The sequence below is a fragment of the Asanoa siamensis genome (assembly GCF_016862555.1).
Taxonomy (GTDB): Bacteria; Actinomycetota; Actinomycetes; order Mycobacteriales; family Micromonosporaceae; genus Asanoa; species Asanoa siamensis.
Map to the genome: position 1 here is coordinate 13102 of NZ_BONE01000036.1, position 25949 is coordinate 39050.

A 25949-nucleotide genomic window follows, 5' to 3' on the forward strand; every position below is an offset into this window, starting at 1 on the left:
ATATCCGAGATCGATTCAGAAACTCACCGGGATGAGCGCGCCGGCCGCCCAGAGCGGCAGCTGGTCGGCGTAGTGCGGGTCACCCGGGCGCCCGCCGGCCCCGAACGGCACGATCCACCGGCTGGCCGCGCGGTCGCCGAGATCCCAGACCCAGCGGGCGACCGGGCCACGCCAGCACGCGTCGGACAGGCCGGGCACGCTGTAGGTCGACAGGACGCAGTCGGTGTCGCCGCCGAGGGGCGTGGTGGGCGCACCGCCCGGCAGCGCCTGGACGGGGGTCAGCAGGTGCCGCCCGCCCCACGGCATGGCCGGTTCCGCCGCGGCGTCCACGAGCGCGTCCGCCGCGATCCGCGCCCGGTCCGGGATGCCCGCGAGCACGCTGGGAAGCGACGCCCCGATCCGGCCGAGCGGGTCGGTCCAGGGCGCGAACAGCTCGTCGTACGCCGACGGCACGCGCAACGGGCGCAGGACCGGATGCGCGTGCAGCCGGCGCACGAGAGCGCCGCGCCAAGCCGCGTAGGCGCCGGCGGCCACACTCGACGCGCTCATCGCGCCGTCCCAGGCGAGCAACCGCTCCCGCAGGTCCGCCGCCGGGCCGGTCACCGCGGCCGCGGCCAGCAGGTCCCGCAGCGGCACCGCCCGGTCGTCGGTGTGGATCGCCGCGGCCGGGGTGCCCGCGTCGAGCAGCTCCCGGATCCGCCGCGCGCGGTGCGGTGGCGCGAAGTCCGTGCCGAGGTCGGCCACCGCGGGCCGGCGGTCGTTGGCGTGCACGGCGACGTCGTCGACCCGCGCCGCCGCCGGCTCGGCATAGCCCCGCCAGGCGAGCCGGGCGTCCCAGGCCGGCACGGGCTCGCGGTGGCACCGCGCGTCCCGCACCGGGACCAGACCGGCGACGAGCTCGCGCACGTCGCCGGTGGTGTCCGCGACCAGCACGCTGTTGACGGGCTCGACCCACGCCCGCAGCGCCGCCACGACGTCGCCGGTGGTCCGGGCCCGCAGCAGCGGCAGCAGCGCGTCGAAGCCGAGCGCGGCCTCGACCCGGCTGGGCGTACGCAGGCTCAGCGCCTCGCCGGTCCGCCGGTCGACGTCGACGACCGGCCCGCGGGCTGTCTCCATCACCTCGACCGCCACCTGCTCGGCGTCGCGGACCGCCACGCGCTCGACGTGCACGGCGACCGGTTCCCAGCCCGCCGGACCGCGTGCCGAGACCTCGCCGCCGTCGCGGCGCAGCTCCTCCCGGTACAGGTCCTGGTAGTCGGCCATCGCGTTGGTGATGCCCCAGGCGACGCCGCCGGTGTGCCCGAAGTGCGGCACGCCCGGCACGCCCGGGAAGGCCAGGCCGATCACGTCGAACTCCGGGCACGCGAGGCCGATCTGCTGGTAGATCCCCGGCAGCTCGAGCAGGCGGTGCGGGTCGCCGGCCAGCACCGGCCGCGGACCGGCCAGCGCCCACGCGTTGCTGCCCGACCCGCCCGGCTCGGCGGCCGCGAACAGCGCGGTGCCGCCGAGCGCGGCGGTGAGGTCGGCCCGCCACAGCTTGTGCGGGAACGTGCCGAACAGCGCGTGCTGCACGAGGAACACACCCAGCGGTGACCACGGCTGCCAGCGGCCCGGGCGGACGCCGACCTCCGCGAACTCCGGCGCGTCGGCCGTCGCCAGGCCCTCGTTCACACCGTCCACGAAGGCCGCCACCCAGCGCCGGGTGTCCGGCGCCAGGGCGGCGAAGCAGCGGCGGGCGGTGTCGTCGAAACGGGCCCGGCGGGCGAACCGGTCCCACGGCAGCTCCGCCGGGCCGAGCACGGCGGCCAGGCGGCCCTCTGCGCGCAGGCGTTCGACCTCGATCTGCCAGGCCCGGTCGGTCGCGGTGACCCGGCCCTGCAGGAAGGCGAGCTGGTCGGCGTCCTGCGCCCAGAGGTGCGGGATGCCGTAGTCGTCGCGGCGTACCTTCATCGCGCGGCGATCGGGTTGACCAGCGTGCCGGCGAAGATCAGCGAGCCGGCCTGGTCGGTGAGGTCGACCATCTGCAGCGTGTTGCGGAGCTGCAGGCGGTTGAGGCACGAGTGGTGGAACTCGGGCCGGTCCAGCGCGAGCCGGCCGCGCAGCTCCGGGTGGTCGGCGCCGTGCTCGGCCACGCACTCCGCGACCAGCGTCCAGAACCGGCTCCAGGGCAGCACGCCGTCGACGTCGAGGATGCCCGCGAGGTGCCGCAGGAAGCCGTCGAACACGTCGGTGTGCAACGCCAGGGCCTTGACGTCGTCGGAGACGTCGATCCTGATCCGCTCGATCGCGGCCGGCAGCGGCCGCTCGGTGCTCATCACGGCGACCTCCTCCCCGATGTCCTTCATGAACACCCGGGTGGGCACGTGCCCGTCGAGCACCAGGATCAGGTTCTCGCCGTGGGGCATGAAGGCGAGGTCGTGCCGGAGGATGCAGTGGACGACCAGGCGCACGTACGCGCGCAGGTAGGTCGCGACCCAGCGGTCGGCCGGCAGCCCGGACGCGGCGACGAGCTCGGCGGCCAGCGACCGCCCGGACCGGTCGCGGTGCAGCAGGCTCGCCATCGTGGCCAGCCGCTCGCCGGGCGCGAGGCGGGGCAGCGGGCTCTCGCGCCACAGCGCCGCCAGCATCCGCTGGTGCGCCGAGACGAAACCGCTGCGGTGGTACGCGTCGCCGGTGTAGCCGGCCGACGCCAGCTCGCGCAGCACGTCGAAGCCGCAGGCGCGCAGGGTGTCGTCGCCGCGCACGACGTCGGCCACCCAGTCGTTGATCGGCGGCGTGGCCCGCATGTAGGTGGGGGACAGGCCACGCAGGAAGCCCATGTTCTGGATCGCCAGCGCGGTCTTCACGTAGTGCCGGTCGGGCCGGTCGGTGTTGAAGAACGTGCGGATCGACTGCTGCGCGCGGTAGCGGTCGTTCCCCGTGCCCAGTGGCACGATCGACCGCCGGGCGATGTCGGGCGCGAACGTGATCGCGTGCTTGTGCTCCCACTGCCACGGGTGCGCGGGCAGAAAGCGGTAGTCGGCCGGATCGAGGCCGAGGCCGCGCAGCCGGGTCCCGAACCGGTCCAGCGTCTCCGGGCCGAGTTCGGCCGCGTAGAAGGCGTCCTCGGACACCCCCTCGCCCGCGGTGAAGTCGCTCTCGTCCTTGCGGACCGCGAGCCAGACGAGCCGGACCGGTTGCCCCGCCTCCGGTGCGTACGCCTCGTGGTCGGCGAGGCCGAAGCCGATCCGCCCGTTGTTGGCCACGAACCCGGGGTGCCCCTCGGTCATCGCGGCCTCGATCGCCTGGAAGTCGGCGTGCACGAGCGCCCGCGCGTCGAGGCGCTCGTGGTGGTGCTTCCACGCGGCGCCCGCGAGGGTGGCCGCGATCTCCTCCAGGTAGGTGCCGACGAGCTTGTCCGGGATGCCGAGCGTGCCGGCCAGCCCGGCCACGAACGCCATCGCGTCCACCGGCCCGCCGTCGTCGCGGGCCAGCGAGTCCGCGTCGACCACCCAGTGCTCCAGGCCGTAGCGGTGCGCCTGGAAGCGGTGGCCGTGCACCGCGAAACCGCCGCCGGGCAACGGCTGGGGCGTGAGGATCCGCTCGTGGCTGAACTCCGCGATCGCCTTGGCGACGAGCCGCCGGTGCGCGACCGCCATGGTCTCCGGCGTCAGGTGCGCGGGCGGTTCCGGCGCGGTCCGCTCGTACGCGGCGCGGGTGCAGAAGCTCAGCCGGGCCACCTTGTCGGAGAGCTGGACGCGGCGCTCCTCGACGAAGCCGACCTCGGCGTTCTTGCGCGCGATGGCCGCGTTGCGCTCGTCGGGCTCGACCACGACGCGGTGGGCGCGCGGGTCGGCGAAGATGAACGACATCACGGCCCGCATCACGCCGGAGGTGAGCCCGTGCTTCGGCGTGGCGCCGGGAGCGGGCGGTGCGACCAGCACGTGCATCCCGACGTCGCCGTCGGCGACCCGGTACTGGCCGGCCAGCTCGCTGTGCGCCGGCTCGTAGGTCTCGGCGAGGAACACCGGCTCGCCGTCGAGCCGGCCGAGCCACGCGTCGTGGTGCGGGTCGCCGGCGATCTCCGCGTACGCCTTGCGCACCGTCTCGACCGAGGCGCCCCGCATTCCCCAGTAGACGGACCGGGGGTGGGTCACCCAGCCGTGCAACAGCTCCGCGTGCGCGTCGAGGTCGAGCGGTTCCAGGGTGTACGTCACGATGCCACCTCCGCGAGCGCCGGGGCCGGCGCGCCGAACTCCTGGAACGCGATGCGCTCCTCCACCGGGTAGATCTCGCGGCCCGTCAGGGCCCGGATGATGACCGAGTTGCGGTAGGCGCCCATGCCCAGGTCCGGCGCGGTCAGGCTGTGCGTGTGCTCCTCGGCGTTCTGCACGAAGATCTCGTCGCCGGCCACGTCGACCGCGTAGCCGAGCGAGACGTCGTACCGGCCGCGCTCGTCCCACCGGATCCGGTCGCGGACGGGGTCGAGGAAGGTCGGCACCCGCGGCGCGTAGCCGGTGGCCAGCACCAGGCCCTGGGTCCGCGCCCGGAACGACCGGTCCTGCTCGGCGTGGTGCAGGTCGAGGGTGTAGCGCTCGCCGTCCCAGCCGGCCGCGGTGACCTCGACGCCGGTGCGCAGCGTGGTCGGGACGTCGCCCGCCAGGCCCTGCTCGTAGAGAGTGTCGAAGATGGTGTCGACGAGGTCGCCGCTGATTCCCTTGTAGAGGTTGCGCTGCTCGCGGCCGAGCCGGTCGCGGGTCGCGGTGGGCAGGGCGTGGTGGTAGCGGACGTACTCCGGAGACGTCATCTCCAGCGTCAGCTTCGTGTATTCCATGGGGAAGAAGCGCGGCGAGCGGGTGAGCCAGCTCAGGTGGTAGCCGTGCGTGGCCGTGCCGGGCAGCAGGTCGAGGTAGATCTCGGCGGCACTCTGTCCACTGCCGACGACGGTGACGGAGTCGAGCGCTTCGAGGCGCGGCTTGGCCGACAGGTAGTCGGCGCTGTGCACCACGGGGCCCGGCAGGTCGCGCAGCGGCGCCGGGATCCTCGGTGCGGTGCCGATGCCGAGCACGAGCTTGCGTGCCCAGACCGTCTCGACCGCGCCGGCGGAGAGCACCCGCAGGGCGTACGCCCGACGGGTCCCGTCGTAGTCGACGCGCTCGACCCGGCTGCCGAAGCGCAGCGACGGGAGCTGGGCCGCCGCCCACTGGCAGTAGGCGTTGTACTCGGCGCGCAACGGGTAGAAGCTCTCCCGGATGTAGTAGCGGTAGAGCCGGCCGGTCCGCTTCAGGTAGTTGAGGAACGAGAAACGTGAGGTCGGGTCGGCCAGCGTGACGAGGTCGGCGAGGAACGGCACCTGGATCGTGGCGCCCGGGATCATCAGGCCCGGATGCCAGTCGAAGCCGTCCCGCTGTTCGAAGAACACACCGTCCACATCGGCCAGGTCGGCGGTGAGGCAGGCCAGGCCGAGGTTGAACGGGCCGACGCCGACGCCGGCGAAGTCGTGGATCCGCATCACACCACCGCCGTCGCGAGCCGCGGGTCGTCCTCGGCGAGCAGCGCGTCGCCGGCCTCGCGGACCCGGTCGAGCACGGCCCGCAGGTGGTCGGCCGTGGTCATCGGGTTGAGCAGGGTGAACTTGAGCCAGGGCCGGCCCGCCCGGGTGGTGCCGGCGATGATGGCCTCGCCGCCGGCGAACAGCCGGGCCCGCAGCCGCGGGGTCAGGTCGTCGCAGGCCGCGTCGTCCAGCGCCGCCGGCCGGTAGCGGAACAGCACCGTGCTCAGCGTCGGCGCGGCGTGCACCTCGAACTCCGGGTCGTCGGTGAGCAGGCCGTGTGCCTCCTCGGCGAGGTCGACGACGCGGTCGAACATCGCGCCGAGCTGCTCGGAGCCGACCGTGCGCAGGGTCATCCAGAGCTTGAGCGCGTCGAACCGGCGGGTCGTCTGCAGGCTCTTGTCGACCTGGTTGGGCACGGTGGCCGTACGCGGGTTGAGGTAGTCGGCGTGGTGGGCGATCCGGCGCATGGCGGCCGAGTGCCGCACGATGATGGCGCTGGAGCTGATCGGCTGGAAGAAGCTCTTGTGGAAGTCGACGGTGACCGAGTCGGCCCGCTCGATGCCGTCGAGCAGGTGCCGGCGTCGGGTCGAGACGAGCAGGCCGCAGCCGTACGCCGCGTCGACGTGCAGCCAGACGCCGCGGCGGGCGCAGGCCTCGGCGATGTCGGCGATCGGGTCGACGCAGCCGAGGTCGGTGGTGCCCGCGGTCGCGACGACGGCCATCGGTGTGAGGCCGAAGCGGGTCAGGCCGTCCAGCGCCGCGGTCAGCGCGACCGGGTCCATCCGGCCGCCGCCGTCGGTGCCGACGGTGACGACGGCGTCACGGCCGAGCCCGAGCAGGATCGCCGCCTGGGTGACGCTGAAGTGGGCCTCGGCGGTGGCCAGGACGCGCATCCGGGACAGGTCGGTGGCCGGGCTCGCCTCCCGGGCGAGCAGCAGCCCGTGCAGGTTGGACTGGGTGCCGCCGCTGGTGAAGACGCCGTCCGCGTCGGGGCCGAAGCCGATCCGGCCGGCGGCCCAGTCGACCAGCCGGCGCTCGATCAACGTGCCGGTGGTGCTCTGGTCGTAGGTGTCGACCGACGAGTTGACGGCGGCCAGCAGCACCTCGGCGCTGAGCGCGGGGAGGGCGACGGGGCAGTTCAGGTGGGCGACGTAGCCGGGCTCGTGGAACCAGACCGCGTGGTCGAGGTAGAGGCGGGCGATCTCGTCGAGGGCGGCGTCGGTGTCGCCCAGCGGCCGGTCCAGGTCGACGGCGTCGACCATGCCCTGCAGGTCGGTCAGGCTCGCGCCCGAGTAGGGGCGGCGCACGGTGCTCACCCGCTCCGCGACGGCGGCGGCGGCCCGCGCGACGTCGTGCTGGAACGTGGTGACAGTGGACCGGCCGAACAAGTGTGGAGTGGAGCTCTCCAACACGACCTCCCTTTAGGTTAGCCTTGCCTAACTCGGGCCAGACGTTACCTGGCTGACGCGCGAAACGGAACAGGGGGTCGCTAGGGTAGGTATTCATGCGGATCATTGGGGTCGGGTTCGGGCGGACGGGGACGCGGTCGCTGCGGGTGGCGCTGGAACGGCTGGGCGCCGGGCCGTGCCTGCACATGCAGGAGCTCAGCGTGGGCGCGCACCGCGAGCGGGAGGCGGCCCGGTGGCTCCGGGCGGCCGACGGCGAGACGGTCGACTGGCACGAGATGTTCACCGGTTGGCAGTCCACTGTCGACTGGCCGGCCTGCAGCCGGTGGCGGGAGGTCTGCGCCGCCTTCCCGGACGCCCCGGTGCTGCTCAACCACCGCGACTTCGACGGGTTCTACCGCAGCGCCGAGCGGACGATCTGGGCCGTGCGCCAGGCCGCCCGGGCGGGCACCCTCGGGCCCCGGCCCGACGGCGAGGTGCAGCCCGCGGCGTTCCGCCACGTGCTCGAACGCCTGGTCTGGCAGGGCGACTTCCAGGGGCGGTTCGAGGACCGGGCCTGGATGGAGCGGATGTACGACCAGCGGCTCGCGGCCATCCGCGCGGAGATCCCGGCCGGGCGACTCGTCGAGTGGCGGCTCGGCCACGACGGATGGGAGCCGCTGGCCCGCGCGCTGGGCGTGCCCGTACCCGACGAGCCCTTTCCCCACCTGCACCACACCGCCGAGTTCCGGGAGCAGGTGGGGCTCGGTCAGTCGGCCACGTAGCGCCGGCCACCGTCGCCGAGGACCCGCAGGAACTCGAAGCTGTCGGCGGTGTGCGAGCCCGGCTGCGGCCGGAAGATCACGAGCCGCTGGCCGGTGCTCTCGGCGCGGACGTAGTCGCACTGGACGTCGAGGTTGCCCGCCCGCGGATGGACGATCAGCTTGCGGGTGCTGTGCAGCGGCGTCACCCGCATCTCATGCCAGTAGCGGGCGAACTCGTCGCTGGCCGACTCCAGGTCGGCGACGAGCCGCTCGACCTTCGGGTCCGGGCCCCGGCGGGAGGCGGCGGCCCGTAGGTCGGCCACGTAGCCCCGGCCCAGCGACTCGTGCTCCTGCGGCGCGTTCAGCTCGCGCGACGCGGGATCCGTGAACCAGCGCCAGACCACGTTGTTGGACCGCTCGTCGCCGTCGGTCCAGCGGCCGAGCAGTGCCCGGCTCAGCGCGTTCTGCGCCAGCATCGTGGTCAGGTCGTCGACGACCTGCGCCGGCACGGTGTCGAGGGTGTCGAGCAGGAACATCAGCGCGGGGTCGACGTATCCGGTGTCGACACCGGGGTTCGGCGCCGAGTAGCCGGCCAGCCGGTAGAGGTAGTCACGCTCCTCGACCGAGAGTCGCAACGCCCCCGCCAGCGCGCCGAGCAGCGTCTCCGACGGCGTGCCGGCCCGCGACTGCTCCAGCCGCTCGTAGTAGTCGACGGAGAGGTTCGCCAGCAGCGCGACCTCCTCGCGGCGCAGGCCGGGTGTGCGGCGCCGGCCGCCCGACGGGATGCCCACGTCGGACGGCCGGAGCGCCTCCCGGCGGCTCCGCAGGAAATCGCCGAGCTCGCCACGTGCCACTACGACCTCACTCCTCGATGGCGGCCATCGCCTCGGGCGTGTAGCGGGCGCCGGCCGCCGCGCCCACCGGCAGGATCACGCCCAGCTCCGCCATGACCGCCGGGGTCAGCTCGATCGCCGCCGCGGCCACGTTCTCCTCGAGGTACGTGCGGTGCTTGGTGCCCGGGATGGCCGTGCCGCCCCGCTCCAGCACCCACGCTAGTGCGAGTTGGGCGGGGGTGACGCCGACCCGGTCGGCGACGGCCCGGATGCGGTCCACGAGCACCAGGTTGCGGTCGATGTTGCCGTCGGCCAGGCGCGGCCACGTCCGGCGGAAGTCGCCCTCCGGCACGTCGTCCATGCTGCGGATGGTGCCGGTGAGGAAGCCGCGACCCAGTGGGGAGTACGCGACGAAGCCGAGCCCCAGCTCGCGGGTGGCCGCCAGCACGCCGTTGGCCTCGACGTCCCGGCTGAACAACGAGTACTCGGTCTGCACCGCCGACAGCGGCGCGGTCGCGTGCGCCCGGCGGATGCTCCGCGCCGAGGCCTCGCTGATGCCCAGATAGCCGACCGTGCCGGCCGTGACGAATTCGCCCAGCGCGCCGATGCTCTCCTCGACGGGCACAGCCGGGTCCACCCGGTGCAGGTAGAGCAGATCGATCCGGTCGACGCCGAGCCGGCGCAGCGACCGCTCGACGGCGACGCGCAGGTACGCGGGCTGGCCGTTGGCGGGCCCGACGAGTCGGTCCTGGTCGTCGAACGTGCCGCCGCCGACCTTGGTGGCGATGACCGTTTCGGCCCGGCGGCTTGCCAGTGCCCGGCCGAGCAGCCGTTCCGCCTCGCCGTAGCCGTAGAAGTCGGCGGTGTCGAACATGGTCACACCGAGGTCGAGCGCGCGGTGGATGGTGGCCGTCGACTCGGCGTCGTCGCGGGTGCCGTACGCGGCGGTCAGGCCGAACGTGCCCAGCCCCTCGACGGAGGCGGTCAGGCCCTGGTTTCCGATCGTGTGTGTACGCAATGCCATGCGGTCCACCGTGCTCCCGCTCGGAGTCGGTAGCGGCGTCCTGGTTATCCCCGGTCCGGGAGGGCGACCTTCGCGCGAACTGAGCGGGAAGTCTCACGTGGTTGACACCTCGGCGCGGGCGACCGTAGCGTCCCGGGCAGACGTGACGACGGTAGGAAGCCGGTGGGAATCCGGCGCGGTCGCGCCACTGTGACCACGCGCAGGCGTGGGAGTCAGACCCTCCGTCGACACCGAAACCCGTCGTGGGACGCGTGATCCCGAGGAGGTTCGCCCCGTGTCCAGCATCTCGTCTTCCGCCACCCCGAGCCCGGCCGTCCAGCCCGTGGCCATCCCGTGGCGTGCGCTCCAGCCCTGGCTCCTGTTCGGCGCCGTGCTCGCGATCGCGTTGCTCTACTTCGTCGGCACCGAGCAGGGTGTGTTCCACCTGATCGGTGGCAGCGGCGTGCACGAGTTCGTGCACGACGGCCGCCACCTGCTCGGTTTCCCCTGCCACTGACGGGCGGGGCATCGTGCTGTCCCCCCGTTCGTTGCTGATCCGCGGCATGCTGGTGGGACTGGCCGCCGGCGTGCTCGCGTTCGTCTTCGCCTACCTCGTGGGCGAGGGCCCGATCGACGCGGCGATCGCCTTCGAGGAGGCGCACTCGCCACCCGGTGAGCCCGGGTCGGTGACCCGCACGGTGCAGAGCACCGTCGGCCTGCTCACCGCGACGCTGATCTACGGCGTCGCGCTGGGCGGGATCTTCTCGATGGTGTTCGCCGCCGCCTACGGGCGCCTCGGCCGGCTCGGGCCGCGGGCCACCGCGGCGCTGGTCGCGCTGGCCGGCTTCGTCACCGTGGCGTTCGTGCCGTGGCTCAAGTATCCGGCCAACCCGCCGGCCACCGGCTCCGAGGACAGCATCGGGCGGCGTACGTCGCTCTACTTCCTCCTGCTGGTGATCGCGCTGGCGGCCCTGGCGCTCGCCGTCTACATCGGACGGGCGCGGGTCGGCCGGCTCGGCCTGTGGAACGCGTCCATCCTGGGTGCCGGTGCGTTCGTCGCCGTGGTCGTGGTGGCACACGTGCTGCTGCCGACGATCGAGGAGATTCCGGAGGGCTTCTCGCCGCTCGTGCTCTGGAACTTCCGCCTGGCCTCGCTCGGCACGCAGGTGGTCGTCTGGACCACCCTCGGGCTCGGCCTGGGCGCGCTCGTGGAGCGCACCCTCCGCCGCGAAGCGGTGCTCACCGCCTCCGCCTAGTCAGCCAGCCAGCCGCTCCGGCCGGCCACCGCCCTCAGTGCTGATGGTGGTGGTCGGCCGGATGCGTGTGCGGCACCTGCGCGGCGCCGACCGCGTGCTCGTGGAACGGCAGGGCGATCCGGTACTTGCACGTGTCGCAGTTGGCGCGGATGTCACCGGCCAGCGCTTCGCGGTAGCGCTCGACCACGATCTCGGCCAGGCCCGCGCAGTCGCCGATCACCTCGGCGGTGCGGACGTCGGCGTGGTGTTCGGTCGCCCACTCGGCCGCCTGGGTGGCGACCCGGCGGGGCAGGACGCCGGTGAAGAGGAAGTAGGGCAGCACCACCGTTTTCGCCGCACCCAGGGCGCGACAGCGGTCGAGGCCGGCCGGCACGCTGGGCTGGGCGAGCGAGACGAACGCGTACTCCACGCCGGACACGTCCGTGGTCTCCGCGAGCAGGCGGGCCACCTTGGCGACCTCGGCGTTGGCGTCCGGGTCGGTGGAGCCCCGGCCGACCAGCAGCACGGTGGTGTTCCTGTCGGCTCCCGCGTCGCTCAGGCGTTCCCGGAGCAGGGCGAGCACGCCCGGGTGCGGGCCGAGCGGTCGCCCGTAGGCGAAGGTCAGGCCGGGATGCCTTGCCCGTTCGGCGGCCAGCGAGCCGGGGATGTCGCCCTTGGCGTGGCCGGCGGCGACGAGCATCAGGGGTACGCAGGCCAGCCGCCGGACCCCGTCCGTCAGCAGGTCGGCGACCGCGTCCTTGACCGGTGGCTCCGACAGTTCGATGAAGCCGCCGGCGACCGGCACGTCGAGGCTCCGGCCGACCCGCGCGACGAAGCGGCGGAAGTCGTCGACCCCGTCCGGGTCCTTGGTGCCGTGGCCGGCGATGAGCAGAGGGGTGGTCATGCGAGCGGATCTCCGTACAGCAGGGCGTTGACGGCGGCGGCGGCGACGGCCGCGCCGCCGCGTGCGGACCGGTTGGACAGGTGCGGCAGCGCGGTCTCGCGCAGGGCGGCCTTGGACTCGGCCGCGCCGACGTAGCCGACGGGGAGCCCGATGACGAGCGCCGGCCGGATCGCACCGGTGGTGGCAAGGTCGATCAGCTCGACCAGCGCGGTCGGCGCGTTGCCGATCACCCAGACCGCGCCGTCCGGGTTTTCCTCGGCGGCGAGCCGGATTCCGGCGGCGGAGCGGGTGAGCCCGGTGTCGCGGGCCAGCGCGGCCGTCTCGGGCGCGGCGACGAGGCAGGTCGCCGGGTAGGTGGTGACGCCGGCCGCCACCATCGACACGTCGGTGACAAGGGGAGCGCCGGCGGCCAGCGCGGCCCGGCCGGCGGCCAGCGCCGCCTCGTCGGTGACCAGGTCGGTGAGCCAGCCAGGGTCCGCGGTGGTGTGGATGATCCGCTCGATTACGTCCCGGGTGTGCGGCGGCAGGGCGGCGGTGTCGGCCGCGCGGCGCAGGATCCGGTAGGACTCCGCCTCGATCGGGTGCACCGTGCGTTTCACGACAGCCACGCGTACTCCCGGGGTGTGACCATCCGCCCGGCCACGACCCGGCTGCGGCTGGAGCCGACCAGGACCACCGATCGCATGTCCACGATGGACGGATCGGCGGCCAGTGCCGCGACGGTGGTGAGGTGGACGTGCTGGCCCGGCCGCGTCGCGTCGCGGACGACGCCGACGGGGGTGTCCGGCGGCCGGTGCGCCCGGAGGATCGCCAGGGCCTCGTCGAACTGGGTGATCCGCGTGCGGCTGCGCGGGTTGTAGAGGCAGGCGACCAGGTCCGCGGCGGCGACGGCCCGGAGCCGCTCGGCGATCACGGGCCAGGGTGTGTGCAGGTCCGAGAGCGACACGTAGGCGTGGTCGTGCCCGAGCGGCGCGCCCAGCAGGGCGCTCGCGGCCAGCGCGGCGGTGACGCCCGGCACGGCCTCGACGTCGACGTCGTCCCCGGCGAGCTCCAGCGCGGGTGAGGCCATGGCGTAGAGCCCGGCGTCACCGGACCCGATCAGCGCCACGGCGTGCCCCTCGGTGGCCAGCTCGACGGCTTCGCGGGCGCGCTTGGCCTCCTCGCCGAGCACGGACGCGACGATCCGGGTGCCGGGGGAGAGGAGGTGGCGCACCTGGTCCACGTACTGGTCGAGCCCGACCACCACGGCCGCCCGGCGCAGCGCGGCGGTGGCCCGCGGGGTGCGCAGGTCCTCGGCGCCGGGCCCGATGCCGACGATGGTCAGCCGGCCGCGGGGCACGAGCCGGGCCACGGCGGCGGTCGCTGTCGGGGTGACCCGCTTGGTCACCACGAGCTCCGCGCCGCGCCCGGCGTCGCGGGCGGCCCGCAGCGCGGCCGCCTCGGCCACACTCGGCGTGCCGACCGCGGCCCGCACGACCTCGGACGGCGTCGGCACGTCCTCGCCGGCCAGCTCGGCGGCGGGGAACGTCAGCACGGGCCAGCCGCGATGGGCCGCGAACGCGAGGATGCCGGCCTCGTCGGCCTTGACGTCCACAGTGGCCAGCGCCCGCACGGCGGCGGGGTCGAGCCCGCCGTCCGCCAGCGCGGCGTGCACCACGGCGGCGACCGCCTCTTCGGTGACGCCCCGGCTCGCGCCGACGCCGACCACCAGGGACGGCGGGCGGTAGACGAGGTCGCCGGTGGCGTCGACGCGGTCCGAGACGACCAGGCGCACCGGGTCGGGGCCGTCGTCGGGTAGGGCGGGAACCGGCCAGGTCCGGTCGGCGACCACGACCGCGCCGGCGCCGTCGAGCACCGCGCGGGTCACCCGGGCGACCGGAGCCGGGTCGGCGAGCCGGAAGCCCAGGTCCGCGCCGAAGCCGTCGAGCGGTGGCAGCCCCGCGCTGTCGGTGGCGGTGGTGACGACGGGTTCGGCGCCGAGCAGCGCGGCGATCCGCCGGGCCGCGTCGTTGGCGCCGCCGTCGTGGCCACCGGTCAGGGCCACCGCGAAGCGGCCCGCCTCGTCGACGCAGACGACGCCGGGGTCGGTGTGCTTGTCGGACAGCAGGGGAGCGATCAGGCGCACCGTCGCGCCGGTGGCGAGGAAGCAGACCAGCACCTCACTGCCCGCCCAGGCTTCGGCGAACTGGTCGCGGACCGGGCCGTCGAAGACGCGGACCTCGCCGGGCCAGGCGTCCGCGAGGCGGGCGGCCAGGCGTCGGCCCGCCGCGGTCGGTGCGACGACGCCGATCATCGGGACCCCCAGAGCAGTCTCACGGGGTTGGTCGCGGCCAGGCGTCGGCCCGCCGCGGTCGGTGCGACCGCGCCGATCATCGGGACCCCCAGACCAGCGTCACCGGGTTGGTCGCGGCCAGGCGGTGCCGGCCGGCGAGGTCGGCCAGACGGTTCGCCTGGATCTGGGCGCCGCCGGTCGTGTAGCCGGCGGCGGCCAGTGCCGTCGCGGCCGGGCCGACCGGTTCGAGTGCGGCGTAGGCCGCGACGACGCGGGCGGGTGCGCGATCCAGGACCGCGCGCAGCACCTCCGGGCCACCGCCGCCCACGAACACCGCGTCCGGGTCCGGCAGGTCGGACAGGGCCCGCGGGGCCGCGCCCGTGACCATCCGCACGGCCACGCCGTGCCGGCCGGCGTTGGCGCGTACCAGGTCCGCGGCCGCCGGGTCGCGGTCGACCGCCACCACCGCGGCGCCGAACCGGCCACACTCGACGGCGACCGAGCCCGAACCGGTGCCGACGTCCCACACGAGCGTGCCCGGGGCGGGGGCGAGGTGGGGCAGGGTGACGGCGCGTACCTCGGCCTTGGTGATCATCGAGTCCCGGTGGGCGAAGGCGTCCTCGGGCAGCGCCCAACCGGCGGGTGGCCGGATACCGCCCGCGAGCCAGCCGGCGGGGCCGTCGCCCGGGTCCCCCTCGGCCAGCACGAGCACCACGTTGGGGTCCGCCCAGTCGCCGTCGGGGCCGGTCAGCCGCTCGTCGGCCAGGCCGAGGTGGGAGGCCACGACGACACGCCGGGGCCAGCCGCGCAGCTCGGCCGCGAGCACCGGCGGCTCGGCGCCGGGGCCGGTGAGGACGGCGACCTTCGGGTACGCGCGGCAGACGTTGACCGCCCGCCGCAGCCCGCCGTCCCGGCCGTGTGCCGACACCACCACCGCGTCGTCCCAGGGCAGCCCCAACCGGGCGAACGCCTGCGCCACCGACGAGACCGCCGGCCGGACGACCGGGTCCACCCCGGCCCGGCGCAGCGCCCGCACGATGCCGAAGAACCCCGGATCGCCGCTCGCCAGCACGGCAACCGGTCCATCGTGGACCGCGACCCGGTCGACCGCCGCCGCCACCGGGCCCATGATCACCCGCTCGGCGTCCGACGACACGCCGGCGAGATGCCGTTCGCCGCCGACCAGCAGCGTCGCCTCGCCCACCGCCGCGGGCAGGGGGCCGCCGTCGTGGCCGTACACGATCACCCTAGGCACGGCGGGCCTTCAGCTCCGAGCGGGCGCCCCGCTCCGCGCGCCGGTGACCGTGGAAATGCCCCGGGTGGTAGAGGTGGCTGCGCGTCCCGTGCGCCGCCAGCGCCGGCCCTACCAGGAACAGCGTGTGCTTCCACAGCTTGTGCGCGCGCACCGTCTCGGCCAGCGTCCCGATCGTGCACCAGGCCAGCAGCTCGTCGGGCCAGCTCACCCGCGATCCGATCACCACCGGCGTCTCGGGCGGGTAACCGCCCTCGACGAGCTGCTCCGCCAACTGCTTGGCGCGCGCCGCCGACAGGAACACCGCCATCGTCGTGCCGTGCCGGGCGAAGTCCGCGATCCGCTCCCCGTCGGGCATCGGCGTCTTGCCGCCTTCGAGCCGGGTCAGGATCACCGACTGGGCGACCTCGGGCACGGTCAGCTCCCGGCCGGCCGCGGCCGCGACGGCGCCGAAGGCCGACACGCCGGGGACGATCTCCGTGGCGAGGTCGAGGCCCGCGCAGGCGTCGAGCTGCTCGGCGACCGCGCCCCACAGGCTCGGGTCGCCCGAGTGGAGCCGCACGACGTGCAGGCCCTCGGCCGCGGCGCGGTGATAGATCTCGACCACGGTCTCGAGCGGCACGGCGGCCGAATCCACGACCTCGGCGCCGGGCCGCACGTGTTCGAGCACCTCCGCCGAGACCAGGCTCGACGCCCAGACCACGATGTCGGCCTCGGCCAGCCGCCGCGCCGCGCGCAGCGTCATCAGGTCGGCGGCGCCCGGTCCGGCACCGACGAAGCTCACCCGACCGGTCACAGCTTTCCTCCCCGTCGCTCGCGGACGGCCGGGATCAGCACCGTCGCCAGGTACGGCAACGGCCCGTCGACCGCGTCGAGCGGTAGCACCTTCTCGTCCGGTAGGCCCAGGTGGCTGCCGACCACGGCGCCCCGGCCGGCCGCGGCCGCGGCGATCGCCGCCATGTGCCGCCCTCCCTTGTAGACGACGACGGTGGCGTCGCGCGCCAGCGCCTCGTGCAGCGGCGCCAGGTCGCCCCGGGCGAGCGGCAGCAGCACCAGCTCCTCGCCGCCCTCGACCAGCGGCCGCCCGGCCGCCGCGGCCAGCGCCTGCATCGCCGTGATGCCCGGCACCGTCTCCACCTCGACCGAGGGCAGCAGCCCGCGTACGGTCTCCGCCAGGTAGCCGAACGTCGCGTACACGTTGGGGTCGCCGATCGTGGCGAACGCGGCCGTGCCGCCGGTCTCCCGCAGCCACTGCGCGACCCGGCGCCCCGCCGCGTCCCAGTAGCGCTCCCGCCGCCCGGCGTCCGTGCGCTCGTTGAGCGCGAAGACCAACCGCTCGATCCGCTCGTGCGCGGCGTGCGCCCGCACGGTCGCCTCGGCCCGCCCGACGTCCGCGGGGTCGAGCACGGGCACGAACACCCGGCCCGCGGTGGCCAGCGCCCGCACGCCCTTGAGCGTCATCAGCTCCGGATCACCGGGCCCGACGCCGACTCCGATCAGGCGCATGCCGCCACCAGCCGTTCCGCGATCTCCGGGGCACCGGCCCAGTGCAGGTGCAGGTAGGAGGCGTGCACGTTGCCCGCCACGAAGCCCTCGGCGGGCCGTTCCCGCCACGCCCACGCGGGCGCGGCGCCGGCGCCGGGCGTGGTCGCCGTGCGGTGGAACTCGTGCCCGGTCACCCGGGTGCCGACCGGCCCGAGCCAGCTCGGCGAGATCGCCACCGCGTCCCGGTAGCCGAGCGTCAGCCGGCCCGTCATCGCGGCATCGGCGGGCAGCACGCCGCACATCGGCGCGCCGTCGAGCGACCGGGAGAGCCAGAGCAGCCCGGCGCACTCCGCCGCGATCGGCGCGCCGGCGGCGGCCAGGGCGGCCACGGACGAGCGCAGCGGCGCGTTGGCGGACAGCTCGGCCGCGTACACCTCGGGGAAGCCGCCGCCGACGACCAGCGCCGCGGTGCGCGGCGGCAGGGCCTCGTCGCGCAGCGGGTCCACGGTCACGACCTCGGCACCGGCCGCGGCCAGCAGCTCGGTGGTCTCGGCGTAGGAGAAGCTGAACGCCGGGCCGCCGGCGACCGCGACCACCGGCCGGGAGCCCGTCGGGTGGACCGGCGGCGACCAGGGTTCGACCGCCAGCGGTGGTGCCGCGGCGGCCTCCGCCGCGATGGCCGCCAGGTCCACACTGGACTCGATCAGCGCGGCCAGCGCGGCCATCGCCGTGGTCGCCTCGGACGCCCGCTCCGCCACCGGCACCAGCCCGAGGTGCCGCGACGGCGCGGCGACCGCGTCGCTGCGCCGCAGCACGCCGAGCACCGGGGTCCCGGTCTCCTCCAGCGCCTCGCGCAGGATCGCCTCGTGCCGGTCGGAACCGACCTTGTTGAGCACCACGCCGGCCAGTCGCACCGCCGGGTCGAAGCCGCGGAACCCGTGCACCAGCGCGGCGATCGACCGTCCGACGGCGGAGCCGTCGACCACCAGCAGCACCGGCGCGGAGAGCAGCTTGGCCACCTGCGCGGTCGAGCCGTGCTCGCCGGCGTGCGCCCGCCCGTCGAACAGCCCCATCACGCCCTCGACCACCGCGAGGTCGGCACCCGCGGCGCCGTGCGCGAACAGCGGCGCGATCCGCTCCGTGCCGACCAGCACCGGGTCGAGGTTGCGCCCGGGCCGGCCGCTGGCCAGCGCGTGATAGCCGGGGTCGATGTAGTCCGGACCGACCTTGAACCCGGCGACCCGCCGGCCCCGGGCCGCGAAGGCGGCGAGCAGCCCGCCCGCGACGGTGGTCTTGCCGTGCCCGGAGGCCGGCGCGGCCACCACGACGCGGGCTACCACTCGATGCCCTGCTGTCCCTTGCGGCCGGCGTCCATCGGATGCTTGACCTTGCTCATCTCGGTGACCAGGTCGGCCGCCTCGACCAGCGCCGGCGCGGCGTCGCGACCCGTGACCACGACGTGCTGGTTGCCCGGCCGGGCGCGCAGCGTCGCGACGACCTCGGCCACGTCGACCCAACCCCACTTCATCGGGTACGTGAACTCGTCCAGCACGTAGAACCGGTACCGCTCGTCCGCCAGGTCCCGCCTGACCTGCGCCCAGCCCTCGGCCGCCTCGGCGGCGTGGTCGCGCTCGTCGCCGGGCCGGGCCAGCCACGACCAGCCCTCGCCCATCTTGTGCCAGGTGACGGGCGCGCCGACGCCGGTGGCCGCGTGGTGGGCGCCGAGCGCCTTGAGCGCGGTCTCCTCGCCGACGCGCCACTTGGGACTCTTGACGAACTGGAAGACGACGATGGGCCAGCCGGCGTTCCAGGCGCGCAGCGCCATCCCGAAGGCGGCCGTCGACTTTCCCTTGCCGATGCCTGTGTGCACCGCGAGCAGCGGCTGCCGCCGCCGCTCGCGGGTGGTCAGCCCGTCGTCCGGCACCTGCTCGACCTTGCCCTGTGGCATCTCAGACCGCCTTGAGGGTGGCGGCGGAGAGCGCCGCGAGCGGGAGGTACTCGGCGTCCAGCGCGATGGCCAGCGTGCGGGCCATGCCCAGCCGGACGGGGCCGGTCTCGCAGTCGACGACCACGCTCGGCACGCCGGCCAGCGCGGGTGCGACCGTGCGCGGATCCGGGCCGCGGGTGTGCCGGCCGTCGGTGACGACCACCAGCAGGGGGCGGCGCAGCGGGTCGCGGCGGCGCTCGCCGGCCAGCGTCCGCGCCGCGGTGGCCAGACCGGCGGCCAACGGCGTACGCCCGCCGGTGCGCAGGTCGGCCAGCCGGCGCACGCCGACCTCGTGGCTGGCCGTGGGGCGCAGCACCGTGGTCGCCTGGGTGTCCCGGAAGGTGATCATGCCCACCGTGTCCCGGCGCTGGTAGGCGTCGCGGAGCAGGGAGAGCACGGCGGTCTTGACGGCGGCCATCCGGGTGCGCGCGGCCATGGACCCGGACGCGTCGACCACGAACAGCACCAGGTTGGCCTCGCGTCCGATGTGGACGGCCTCGCGCAGGTGCTCCCGACGGATCGCGATTCGCGCAAGGAACGGTCCGTTGTTAACGCTATTCGTTAATAACGGACCGTTCCTTGCGCTCTGGTCGCGGGCGGCGGCGAGGACGGTGTCGGGCAGGTGCACGGCGCCGATCCGGCCGCGCGGGGTGCGCGAGCCGGCCACCCGGCCGCGCGCGGCGTAGGCGGGCGAGCGCCGTCCACTGTGGCCGTGGCGGCCCCGGGAGCGGGCGGTCAGCGTCCGGGTCTTGTAGGCCGAGCCGGCAGCGGCGGCCGCCGGTGGGGGAGCGGCGGGTGCCGAACCGGGGCGGTCCTCGGCGTCGGGTGCGGCGGCGCCGCCACCACCCGGGCCGTTGTCGTCCGGCGGCGGGCTGTCGGGGCCGGGGCCGGACGGGCCACCGCCGGGACCGGGGTCGTCGTCCGGCTCGGGCGGCGGGGGTTCGGAAGATCCCGCCTGCTCCAGGGCGTCGTCCAGCGCCTGCTCGTCGGCGCCCGGCGGGTCGAACGGGTCGCGCCGGCGGCGGTGGGGCAGCGCCAGCCGCGCCGCGTCGTCGACCTCCTGGTCGGTGACCACGGCGCGGTCGCGCCAGGCGGCCAGGGCGACGGCGGTGCGGGCCATCACGATGTCGGCGCGCAGGCCGTCGACGCCGTACGCCAGGCAGATCCGGGCGATCCGGTCCAGCGCCGCGTCGGGCAGGGTCACCTTCGGCAGCCGGGCCCGGGCCGCGACGATCCGCTCGGCCGTGGCCGCGTCGGCGGTCGCGAACCGCGCCGCGAAGCCGTCCGGGTCGGCCTCGTAGGCCAGCCGCCGCCGGACCACCTCGGCCCGGTCGCCGGGCTCGGCGGGCGCGCCCACCTCGACCACGAGCCCGAACCGGTCGACGAGTTGCGGCCGCGGCTCGCCCTCCTCGGGGTTCATCGTGCCGACCAGCAGGAAGCGGGCGGCGTGCCGGAGCGAGACGCCGTCGCGCTCGACGAACGCGCGCCCCATCGCGGCCGCGTCCAGCAGCAGGTCGACCAGGTGGTCGGGGAGCAGGTTGACCTCGTCGACGTAGAGCGCGCCCCGGTGCGCGGCGGCCAGCAGGCCGGGCTCGTACGCCTTGGTGCCCTCGGTCAGGATCCGCTGCACGTCGAGCGTGCCGACGACGCGGTCCTCGGTGGCACCGACCGGCAACTCGACCAGCCGCGACCGCCTGGTGCTCGACGTGACCCCGGCGTGCGGGCCGTCGGGGCACGCCGCGTCCGGCGCGGCCGGGTCACAGGCGAACCGGCAGCCCGGCACGACCGCGATGTCGGGCAGCAGCGCGGCCAACGCCCGTACCATCGTCGATTTCGCGGTGCCCTTCTCGCCGCGCACGAGCACCCCGCCGATCACCGGCGAGACGGCGTTGAGCAGCAGTGCCTGGCGCAGGTCGGCGAGGCCGACGACGGCGGAGAACGGGTACGCGGAGCTCATTCCGCGTGCCGGCGCGACGACATGGCGCATCCCTTCCGCGGGTGTCCACGCCCGCGACGGTTCGACGGCGAGCGGCCGAGTGTCCTGGCTCCCGGATCGACGCTCCCCCTCGGCCTTCCAACCCTTGCGGGCCGTGACCAATCGGGTGAGGGTTCGCTCCCCGGTGACAGTGGCGGGACCGCCCCGGAATCGCACCGGGTTCCTCCGCACCGCTCGTTCAGACATGCTGACCCACCGACGCGGGCCGCGTCAAAGGGAGTGAGATTACGCTCCTTCGAGGTCACCTTCCGTCCGGAGATACTCCGCGCGCAGAGCGTCGATGGTCTCCGGGTTCGGCGCCGCCCACAGGCCGCGTTCGGCCGCCTCCAGCAAGCGCTCGGTGATGCCGCGCAGCGCCCACGGGTTGGACTTGTCGAGGAACTCGCGCACCGACGGGTCCAGCACGTACGCGTCCGCCAGCTTCTCGTACATCCAGTCGTCGACCACGCCGGCCGTCGCGTCGTACCCGAAGAGGTAGTCGACCGTCGCCGCGAGCTCGAACGCGCCCTTGTAGCCGTGCCGGCGCATCGCCTCGATCCAGCGCGGGTTGACCACCCGGGCGCGGAAGACGCGCTTCGTCTCCTCGGCCAGCGACCGCGTGCGCACCTCGTCGGGGCGGTGCGAGTCGCCGATGTACGCGGCCGGATCCGTGCCGCGCAGCGAGCGGACCATCGCCACCATGCCGCCGTGGTACTGGAAGTAGTCGTCGGAGTCGGCGATGTCGTGCTCGCGGGTGTCGACGTTCTTGGCCGCCACGGCCATCCGCCGGTAGACCGTCTCGAGGTCGCCGCGCGCCGCCCGCCCGTCCAGCCCGCGACCGTAGGCGTAGCCGCCCCAGACCGCGTACACCTCGGCGAGGTCGCGGTCGTCACGCCAGTTACGGGCGTCGATCAACGGCAACAGGCCCGCACCGTACGCGCCGGGCCTGGAACCGAAGATCCTGGTCGTGGCACGTCGCCAGTCACCGTGCTCCGCCTGGTCGGCCAGCGCGTGCGCACGCACGAAGTTGTCGGGCTCGTCCAGCTCGGCGACGGCGGCGATCGCGTCGTCCAGCAGCGCGATGACGTGCGGGAACGCGTCGCGGAAGAAGCCGGAGATGCGCACGGTCACGTCGATCCGGGGCCGGCCCAGCTCCGCCCGCGGCACGATCTCGAAGCCGTTGACCCGGCGGGACGCGTCGTCCCAGACCGGGCGCGCGCCGATCAGCGCGAGCACCTCGGCGATGTCGTCACCCTGGGTACGCATCGCGCTGGTGCCCCAGACGGTCAGGCCGACCAGCGCCGGCCAGGTCCCGGTGTCCGCGCGGTGCCGGTCGAGCAGCGAGTCGGCCAGCGCGCGCCCGACGTCCCAGGCGTTGCGCGACGGGATCGCCTTCGGGTCGACGGAGTAGAAGTTGCGGCCGGTGGGCAGCACGTTGACCAGGCCGCGGGTGGGCGAGCCGGACGGCCCGGCGGGCACGTAGCCGCCGTCCAGGGCGTGCGCGACGGCGCTGATCTCATCGGTGGTGGCGGCCAGCCGCGGCACGACCTCGGTGGCGCCGAACCGCAGCACGTCCACGACGCCCGTGGGCGCGCTGCCGAGGGTCCCGGTCGTCACCACCGGGGCCTGCTCCGGATCCCAGCCGTGGCTCTCCATCGCGAGGACGAGCGTGCGCGCGACCTCTTCCAGGGCGTCGCTCTCCAGCGCGGTGTCCGCGACGCCGAGGTGGGCCGCCAGGGCCTCGCGCAGGCCCGGCAGCGCGCCGCGGCGGCCACCCCAGACCTGGCGGGCGCGCAGGATCGCCAGCACCATGTCGACCCGCGCCGCGCCGGCCGGTGGCGCGCCGAGGACGTGCAGGCCGTCGCGGATCAGCGAGTCCTTGATCTCGCACAGGTAGCCGTCGACGTGCAGCACGAAGTCGTCGAACTCGTCGTCGCCGGGCTGCTCGTCGACGTGCAGGTCGTGGTGGAGCTCGGCGGCGTGGATGAGCGTCCAGATCTGCGCCCGCAGGGTCGGCACCTTGGCCGGGTCGAGCGCGGCGACCGTGGCGTACTCGTCGAGGAGCTGTTCGAGCCGGGCCATGTCGCCGTACGTGTCGGCGCGCGCCATCGGGGGCACCAGGTGGTCGACGATCGTGGCGTGGCCGCGCCGCTTGGCCTGGGTGCCCTCGCCGGGGTCGTTGACGACGAACGGGTAGACGAGCGGCAGGTCGCCGAGCACGGCGTCGGGCGCGCAGTCGGCGGCGAGGCCGAGCCCCTTGCCGGGCAGCCACTCCAGGGTGCCGTGCTTGCCGAGGTGCACGACCGCGTCCACGTTGGACTGCAGCCACCGGTACGCGGCGAGGTAGTGGTGCGACGGCGGCAGGTCCGGGTCGTGGTAGATGGCGATCGGGTTCTCGCCGAAGCCGCGGGGCGGCTGGATCATCAGCGTGACGTTGCCGTAGCGCAGCGCGGCCAGCACGACCGCGCCGTCGTCGACGTAGAGCTCGCCGGGCGGCGGACCCCAGTGGGTCACCATCGACTCGCGCAAGCTTTCGGGCACGTCCGCGAACCACTCGGCGTAGGTGGCCGCGGGCACCCGGATCGGCGCCGCCGCGAGCTGCTCCTCGGTGAGCCACTCCACGTCGTGCCCACCGGCCGCGATCAGCGTGTGGATCAGCGTGTCGCCGTCGGTGGGCACGTCGCCCACGTCGTAGCCGGCCTGTTGGAGGGCGCCCAGCAGCGCGACCGCCGATGCCGGTGTGTCGAGACCCACGGCGTTGCCGACCCGCGAGTGCTTGGTCGGGTACGACGACAGCACGATCGCCAGCCGCTTGCGCGCGTTGGGGATCGCCCGCAGCCGGGCGTGCCGCAGCGCGATGCCGGCCACCCGGGCGGCCCGCTCGGGGTCGGCCCGATAGACGGGCACCCCGTCGGGGCCGGGCTCCTTGAACGAGAACGGCACCGTGATCAGGCGCCCGTCGAACTCCGGGATCGCCACCTGCATCGCGGCGTCCATCGGCGTCAGCGCCGCGTCCGAGCGCTCCCACGCCTCCCGGGTCGTGGTCAGGCACAGGCCCTGCAGCACCGGGATGTCGAGGGCGGCCAGCGCCTCCACCGACCAGGCCTCGTCGTCGCCGCCCGCGGAGGCGTCCGCGGCGGTCGTGCCGCCGGCCGCGAGCATCGTGACGACCAGCGCGTCGCAGCCCCGCAGCACCTCGTAGAGGCCGGTCTCGGCCGAGCGCAGCGACGAGGCGTAGACGGGCAGCGGCGTGCCGCCGGCCTTCGCGACCTCCGCGGCGAGCGTGTCGACGAACTCGGTGTTGCCGGCCAGCGCATGCGCCCGGTAGAAGACGATGCCAACGGTCGGGCCGGTCTTCTCAGCCCGCGGGCCGTGGTGGCCGTAGGCCGGGAACTCGACCGGCGGCGCGAAGCCCTCGCCGGCCATCAGCAGCGTGTCCGCCAGGAACCGGCGGAGGTGCAGCAGGTTGGCCGGGCCGCCGGCGACGAGGTAGCGCTGCGCGTCGGCGACGACACCGGCCGGCACCGTCGAGAGGGCGGTCAACTCCGCGTCGGGCACCGCCTCGCCGCCCACCGCGACCACCGGCAGGCCGGCGGCGAGCACCGCGTCGACGCCCTCGGGCCAGGTGCGCCGGCCGCCGAGCAGGCGCAGCACGACGCCGGCGGCGCCGTCGAGCAGCGCGGGCAGGTCGTCGGTGGTCAGCCGGGACGGGTTGGCGACCCGCCAGTGCTCCGCCTTGGCGGCGGCGAGCAGGTCGGTGTCGGCGGTCGAGAGCAGTACGAACGTCGCGGTCACGGACCGGAGACTAGTTCGCGGACACGGGCGGCGGCCGCGGCGGGTGTGTCGACGGTGGGCATATCGGGCTCTACAGGACGGTCGACCAGGACCACCGGGATGTCGCGCTCGCGGGCGGCGTCGAGCTTGGCGCGGGTGGCGTCGCCGCCGCTGTCCTTGGTGACCACGACGTCGATGCCGTGCCGGTCGAGCAGCGCGCGCTCGCCGTCGAGGGTGTACGGGCCGCGGTCCAGCAGAACGCGGACGTTGGGCGGCAGCTCCTCGCCGGGCGGCTCGACGCAGCGCACCAGCAGCAGTGGCAGCGCCGCGCAGGCGGGGGCGCCGGTGAAGGTGCGCAGCCGTTGCCGCCCGGTGGTGATGAACGCGCGGGCGCCGTGGGTGGGCAGGACGGCGGCGGCGGTGCGCAGGTCGGGCACGCGGTGCCAGCGGTCTCCACCTTGCTCTGTCCATCCAGGACGGCGCAGGCGCAACCGGGGCACGCCGTGCGCGGCGGCGGCGTGCGCGCTGACCGTTTCCGCGAACGGGTGGGTCGCGTCGACGAGGACGGCGGGGGCGTTGCTCTCCAGCCAGGCGCGGAGTCCGTCCGCGCCGCCGAAGCCGCCGACGCGGACCTCACCGGCGGGGCGGCGGGGGTCGCTGGTGCGGCCGGCGTACGAGGTGACGATCCGCAGTCGACGGTCGGCGGCGAGCAGGGCCGCGAGCTCGGCCGCCTCGGTGGTGCCGCCGAGCACGAGCACCGTCGTGGTCATCGGTCGCGGCGGCGCAGCAGGTAGGTGTCCATGATCCAGCCCTTGCGGGCGCGCGCCGCCGCGCGTACCTCGTCGATCTCGTCCTTTATGTCCGCGAGCCGGCCCGCGCGGACGATCTCGTCCGGGGTGCCGAGGTAGGCGCCCCAGTAGACGTCGACGTCGGTGTCGACCGCGCGGTAGGCGTTGCGGGCGTCGAGCATCACCACGACGTCGTCCACGCCCGGCGGCAGGCCCTCGGTGGCGAGCCGGCGTCCGGTGGTGATCTGCACGGCGCGGCCGACCCGGTTGAGCCCGATCCCGTGGCGGGCGGCGAGGGCGCTGACGCTGGAGATGCCGGGGATGACGGCGTAGGTGAACGCGACGCCGTCGATGTCGTCGAGGATGCCGATCGTGCTGTCGAACAGGGCGGGGTCGCCCCAGACCAGGAAACCGCCGGTCTCGTCCTCGGTGAGCTGGTCGCGGACGAGGTCGCGGAACCGGGCGGCCCGGGCCCGGCGCCAGTCGTCGACGCCGGCGGCGTACGCGTCGGTGGTGCGGTCGCGTTCCGGATCGGTGACGGTCGCCACGCGCGCCCGCGGCGCGTACTGGCGGAGCATGTCCCGGCGCAGGTCGGTGAGGTCCCGTTTCACGTCGCCCTTGTCGACGAGGAAGGCGACGTCGAGCCGGCCGAGCGCCTTGACCGCCTGCAGGGTGAGCTGGTCAGGGTCGCCGGCCCCGATCCCGATGACGAGGACCTCACGCATGGGTGGTCAGTCTGCCCCATCGACAGGTCTAGGC

The 25949-nt window shown here is 74.8% G+C and carries 21 protein-coding genes and 2 riboswitches; of the genes, 3 read left to right on the forward strand and 18 right to left on the reverse strand.

What is annotated here, in order from left to right; all coding sequences use genetic code 11:
* Positions 1 to 15: 15 nt before the first annotated feature.
* Genes Asi02nite_RS22015 through Asi02nite_RS22030 form a run of 4 tightly spaced genes read right to left on the reverse strand, consistent with a single transcriptional unit; the run spans position 16 to position 6945 of the window.
* A complete protein-coding gene (locus Asi02nite_RS22015; protein WP_203715774.1) occupies positions 16 to 1950 on the reverse strand; it encodes a penicillin acylase family protein in 1935 nt (644 codons plus the stop codon).
* Positions 1947 to 4196: a GNAT family N-acetyltransferase gene (locus tag Asi02nite_RS22020; RefSeq protein WP_275410378.1), complete on the reverse strand. Its 2250-nt coding sequence runs from the start codon at positions 4194 to 4196 to the stop codon at positions 1947 to 1949. Before Asi02nite_RS22020 ends, Asi02nite_RS22015 begins: the two co-directional genes overlap by 4 nt.
* On the reverse strand, positions 4193 to 5491 hold the full coding sequence (locus Asi02nite_RS22025; RefSeq protein WP_203715775.1) for a lysine N(6)-hydroxylase/L-ornithine N(5)-oxygenase family protein: 1299 nt from the start codon (positions 5489 to 5491) through the stop codon (positions 4193 to 4195). The genes Asi02nite_RS22020 and Asi02nite_RS22025 overlap by 4 nt, the downstream gene beginning before the upstream one ends.
* Positions 5491 to 6945 carry a pyridoxal phosphate-dependent decarboxylase family protein gene (locus tag Asi02nite_RS22030; RefSeq protein ID WP_373312313.1) on the reverse strand — a complete coding sequence of 485 codons (1455 nt, stop codon included), beginning with the start codon at positions 6943 to 6945 and terminating at the stop codon, positions 5491 to 5493. The genes Asi02nite_RS22025 and Asi02nite_RS22030 overlap by 1 nt, the downstream gene beginning before the upstream one ends.
* Positions 6946 to 7037: 92 nt before the next feature.
* Here Asi02nite_RS22030 and Asi02nite_RS22035 point away from each other — a divergent pair, with 92 nt between their 5' ends.
* Complete coding sequence (locus tag Asi02nite_RS22035) at positions 7038 to 7703, forward strand: sulfotransferase family protein (RefSeq protein WP_203715777.1); 666 nt, start codon at positions 7038 to 7040, stop codon at positions 7701 to 7703.
* Here Asi02nite_RS22035 and Asi02nite_RS22040 read toward each other — a convergent pair.
* Positions 7688 to 8536 (reverse strand): helix-turn-helix transcriptional regulator, encoded by an 849-nt coding sequence (locus tag Asi02nite_RS22040; RefSeq protein WP_203715778.1) that lies wholly within the window; start codon positions 8534 to 8536, stop codon positions 7688 to 7690. The genes Asi02nite_RS22035 and Asi02nite_RS22040 overlap by 16 nt on opposite strands.
* 7 nt (positions 8537 to 8543) lie before the next feature.
* Positions 8544 to 9539 carry an aldo/keto reductase gene (locus Asi02nite_RS22045; RefSeq protein ID WP_203715779.1) on the reverse strand — a complete coding sequence of 332 codons (996 nt, stop codon included), beginning with the start codon at positions 9537 to 9539 and terminating at the stop codon, positions 8544 to 8546.
* A gap of 142 nt (positions 9540 to 9681) precedes the next feature.
* A riboswitch (adenosylcobalamin (AdoCbl) riboswitch) is annotated at positions 9682 to 9770 on the forward strand.
* Positions 9771 to 9813: 43 nt separating this feature from the next.
* Here Asi02nite_RS22045 and Asi02nite_RS22050 point away from each other — a divergent pair.
* Positions 9814 to 10035, forward strand: coding sequence for a CbtB domain-containing protein (locus Asi02nite_RS22050; protein ID WP_239126912.1), 222 nt, complete (start codon positions 9814 to 9816; stop codon positions 10033 to 10035).
* Between the two features lie 13 nt (positions 10036 to 10048).
* The gene (locus tag Asi02nite_RS22055; RefSeq protein ID WP_203715780.1) at positions 10049 to 10774 is read left to right on the forward strand and encodes a CbtA family protein; all 726 of its coding nucleotides are present in this window, start codon (positions 10049 to 10051) and stop codon (positions 10772 to 10774) included.
* A 34-nt stretch (positions 10775 to 10808) separates the two neighbouring features.
* On the opposite strand, the gene Asi02nite_RS22060 is transcribed toward Asi02nite_RS22055, so the two are convergent.
* The 12 genes from Asi02nite_RS22060 to cobF form a co-directional block, all read right to left on the reverse strand.
* Positions 10809 to 11657, reverse strand: a complete 849-nt coding sequence (locus tag Asi02nite_RS22060) for a sirohydrochlorin chelatase (protein WP_203715781.1) — start codon at positions 11655 to 11657, stop codon at positions 10809 to 10811.
* Positions 11654 to 12256, reverse strand: a complete 603-nt coding sequence (locus tag Asi02nite_RS22065) for a precorrin-8X methylmutase (RefSeq protein ID WP_203715829.1) — start codon at positions 12254 to 12256, stop codon at positions 11654 to 11656. Before Asi02nite_RS22065 ends, Asi02nite_RS22060 begins: the two co-directional genes overlap by 4 nt.
* The gene (gene cobJ / locus Asi02nite_RS22070) at positions 12253 to 13950 is read right to left on the reverse strand and encodes a precorrin-3B C(17)-methyltransferase (protein ID WP_203715782.1); all 1698 of its coding nucleotides are present in this window, start codon (positions 13948 to 13950) and stop codon (positions 12253 to 12255) included. Before cobJ ends, Asi02nite_RS22065 begins: the two co-directional genes overlap by 4 nt.
* A gap of 76 nt (positions 13951 to 14026) precedes the next feature.
* Positions 14027 to 15184, reverse strand: a complete 1158-nt coding sequence (cbiE, locus tag Asi02nite_RS22075) for a precorrin-6y C5,15-methyltransferase (decarboxylating) subunit CbiE (RefSeq protein WP_239126917.1) — start codon at positions 15182 to 15184, stop codon at positions 14027 to 14029.
* Positions 15177 to 15977 carry a precorrin-4 C(11)-methyltransferase gene (cobM, locus tag Asi02nite_RS22080; RefSeq protein ID WP_203715783.1) on the reverse strand — a complete coding sequence of 267 codons (801 nt, stop codon included), beginning with the start codon at positions 15975 to 15977 and terminating at the stop codon, positions 15177 to 15179. The genes cbiE and cobM overlap by 8 nt, the downstream gene beginning before the upstream one ends.
* Positions 15974 to 16687, reverse strand: coding sequence for a precorrin-2 C(20)-methyltransferase (cobI, locus tag Asi02nite_RS22085; protein ID WP_203715784.1), 714 nt, complete (start codon positions 16685 to 16687; stop codon positions 15974 to 15976). Before cobI ends, cobM begins: the two co-directional genes overlap by 4 nt.
* On the reverse strand, positions 16678 to 18006 hold the full coding sequence (locus Asi02nite_RS22090) for a cobyrinic acid a,c-diamide synthase CobB (RefSeq protein WP_203715785.1): 1329 nt from the start codon (positions 18004 to 18006) through the stop codon (positions 16678 to 16680). The genes cobI and Asi02nite_RS22090 overlap by 10 nt, the downstream gene beginning before the upstream one ends.
* Positions 18000 to 18614, reverse strand: coding sequence for a cob(I)yrinic acid a,c-diamide adenosyltransferase (cobO, locus tag Asi02nite_RS22095; protein WP_203715786.1), 615 nt, complete (start codon positions 18612 to 18614; stop codon positions 18000 to 18002). Before cobO ends, Asi02nite_RS22090 begins: the two co-directional genes overlap by 7 nt.
* A gap of 1 nt (position 18615) precedes the next feature.
* Positions 18616 to 20610 carry a VWA domain-containing protein gene (locus tag Asi02nite_RS22100; RefSeq protein WP_203715787.1) on the reverse strand — a complete coding sequence of 665 codons (1995 nt, stop codon included), beginning with the start codon at positions 20608 to 20610 and terminating at the stop codon, positions 18616 to 18618.
* A gap of 56 nt (positions 20611 to 20666) precedes the next feature.
* A riboswitch (cobalamin riboswitch) is annotated at positions 20667 to 20839 on the reverse strand.
* A gap of 35 nt (positions 20840 to 20874) precedes the next feature.
* On the reverse strand, positions 20875 to 24423 hold the full coding sequence (cobN, locus tag Asi02nite_RS22105; protein ID WP_239126918.1) for a cobaltochelatase subunit CobN: 3549 nt from the start codon (positions 24421 to 24423) through the stop codon (positions 20875 to 20877).
* On the reverse strand, positions 24420 to 25172 hold the full coding sequence (locus tag Asi02nite_RS41750) for a cobalt-precorrin-6A reductase (RefSeq protein WP_239126920.1): 753 nt from the start codon (positions 25170 to 25172) through the stop codon (positions 24420 to 24422). Before Asi02nite_RS41750 ends, cobN begins: the two co-directional genes overlap by 4 nt.
* Positions 25169 to 25915 (reverse strand): precorrin-6A synthase (deacetylating), encoded by a 747-nt coding sequence (cobF, locus tag Asi02nite_RS22110; protein WP_203715789.1) that lies wholly within the window; start codon positions 25913 to 25915, stop codon positions 25169 to 25171. The genes Asi02nite_RS41750 and cobF overlap by 4 nt, the downstream gene beginning before the upstream one ends.
* Between the last annotated feature and the right edge of the window lie 34 nt (positions 25916 to 25949).

Coding starts and splice junctions, on each gene's coding strand:
- Asi02nite_RS22015 (WP_203715774.1), bottom strand. CDS start 1,950: ATGAAGGTACGCCGCGACGACTACGGCATCCCGCACCTCTGGGCGCAG.
- Asi02nite_RS41750 (WP_239126920.1), bottom strand. CDS start 25,172: ATGACCACGACGGTGCTCGTGCTCGGCGGCACCACCGAGGCGGCCGAG.
- cobJ (WP_203715782.1), bottom strand. CDS start 13,950: ATGATCGGCGTCGTCGCACCGACCGCGGCGGGCCGACGCCTGGCCGCC.
- Asi02nite_RS22045 (WP_203715779.1), bottom strand. CDS start 9,539: ATGGCATTGCGTACACACACGATCGGAAACCAGGGCCTGACCGCCTCC.
- Asi02nite_RS22025 (WP_203715775.1), bottom strand. CDS start 5,491: ATGCGGATCCACGACTTCGCCGGCGTCGGCGTCGGCCCGTTCAACCTC.
- cobI (WP_203715784.1), bottom strand. CDS start 16,687: ATGCGCCTGATCGGAGTCGGCGTCGGGCCCGGTGATCCGGAGCTGATG.
- Asi02nite_RS22060 (WP_203715781.1), bottom strand. CDS start 11,657: ATGACCACCCCTCTGCTCATCGCCGGCCACGGCACCAAGGACCCGGAC.
- Asi02nite_RS22100 (WP_203715787.1), bottom strand. CDS start 20,610: ATGAGCTCCGCGTACCCGTTCTCCGCCGTCGTCGGCCTCGCCGACCTG.
- cobO (WP_203715786.1), bottom strand. CDS start 18,614: ATGCCACAGGGCAAGGTCGAGCAGGTGCCGGACGACGGGCTGACCACC.
- Asi02nite_RS22035 (WP_203715777.1), top strand. CDS start 7,038: ATGCGGATCATTGGGGTCGGGTTCGGGCGGACGGGGACGCGGTCGCTG.
- cobF (WP_203715789.1), bottom strand. CDS start 25,915: ATGCGTGAGGTCCTCGTCATCGGGATCGGGGCCGGCGACCCTGACCAG.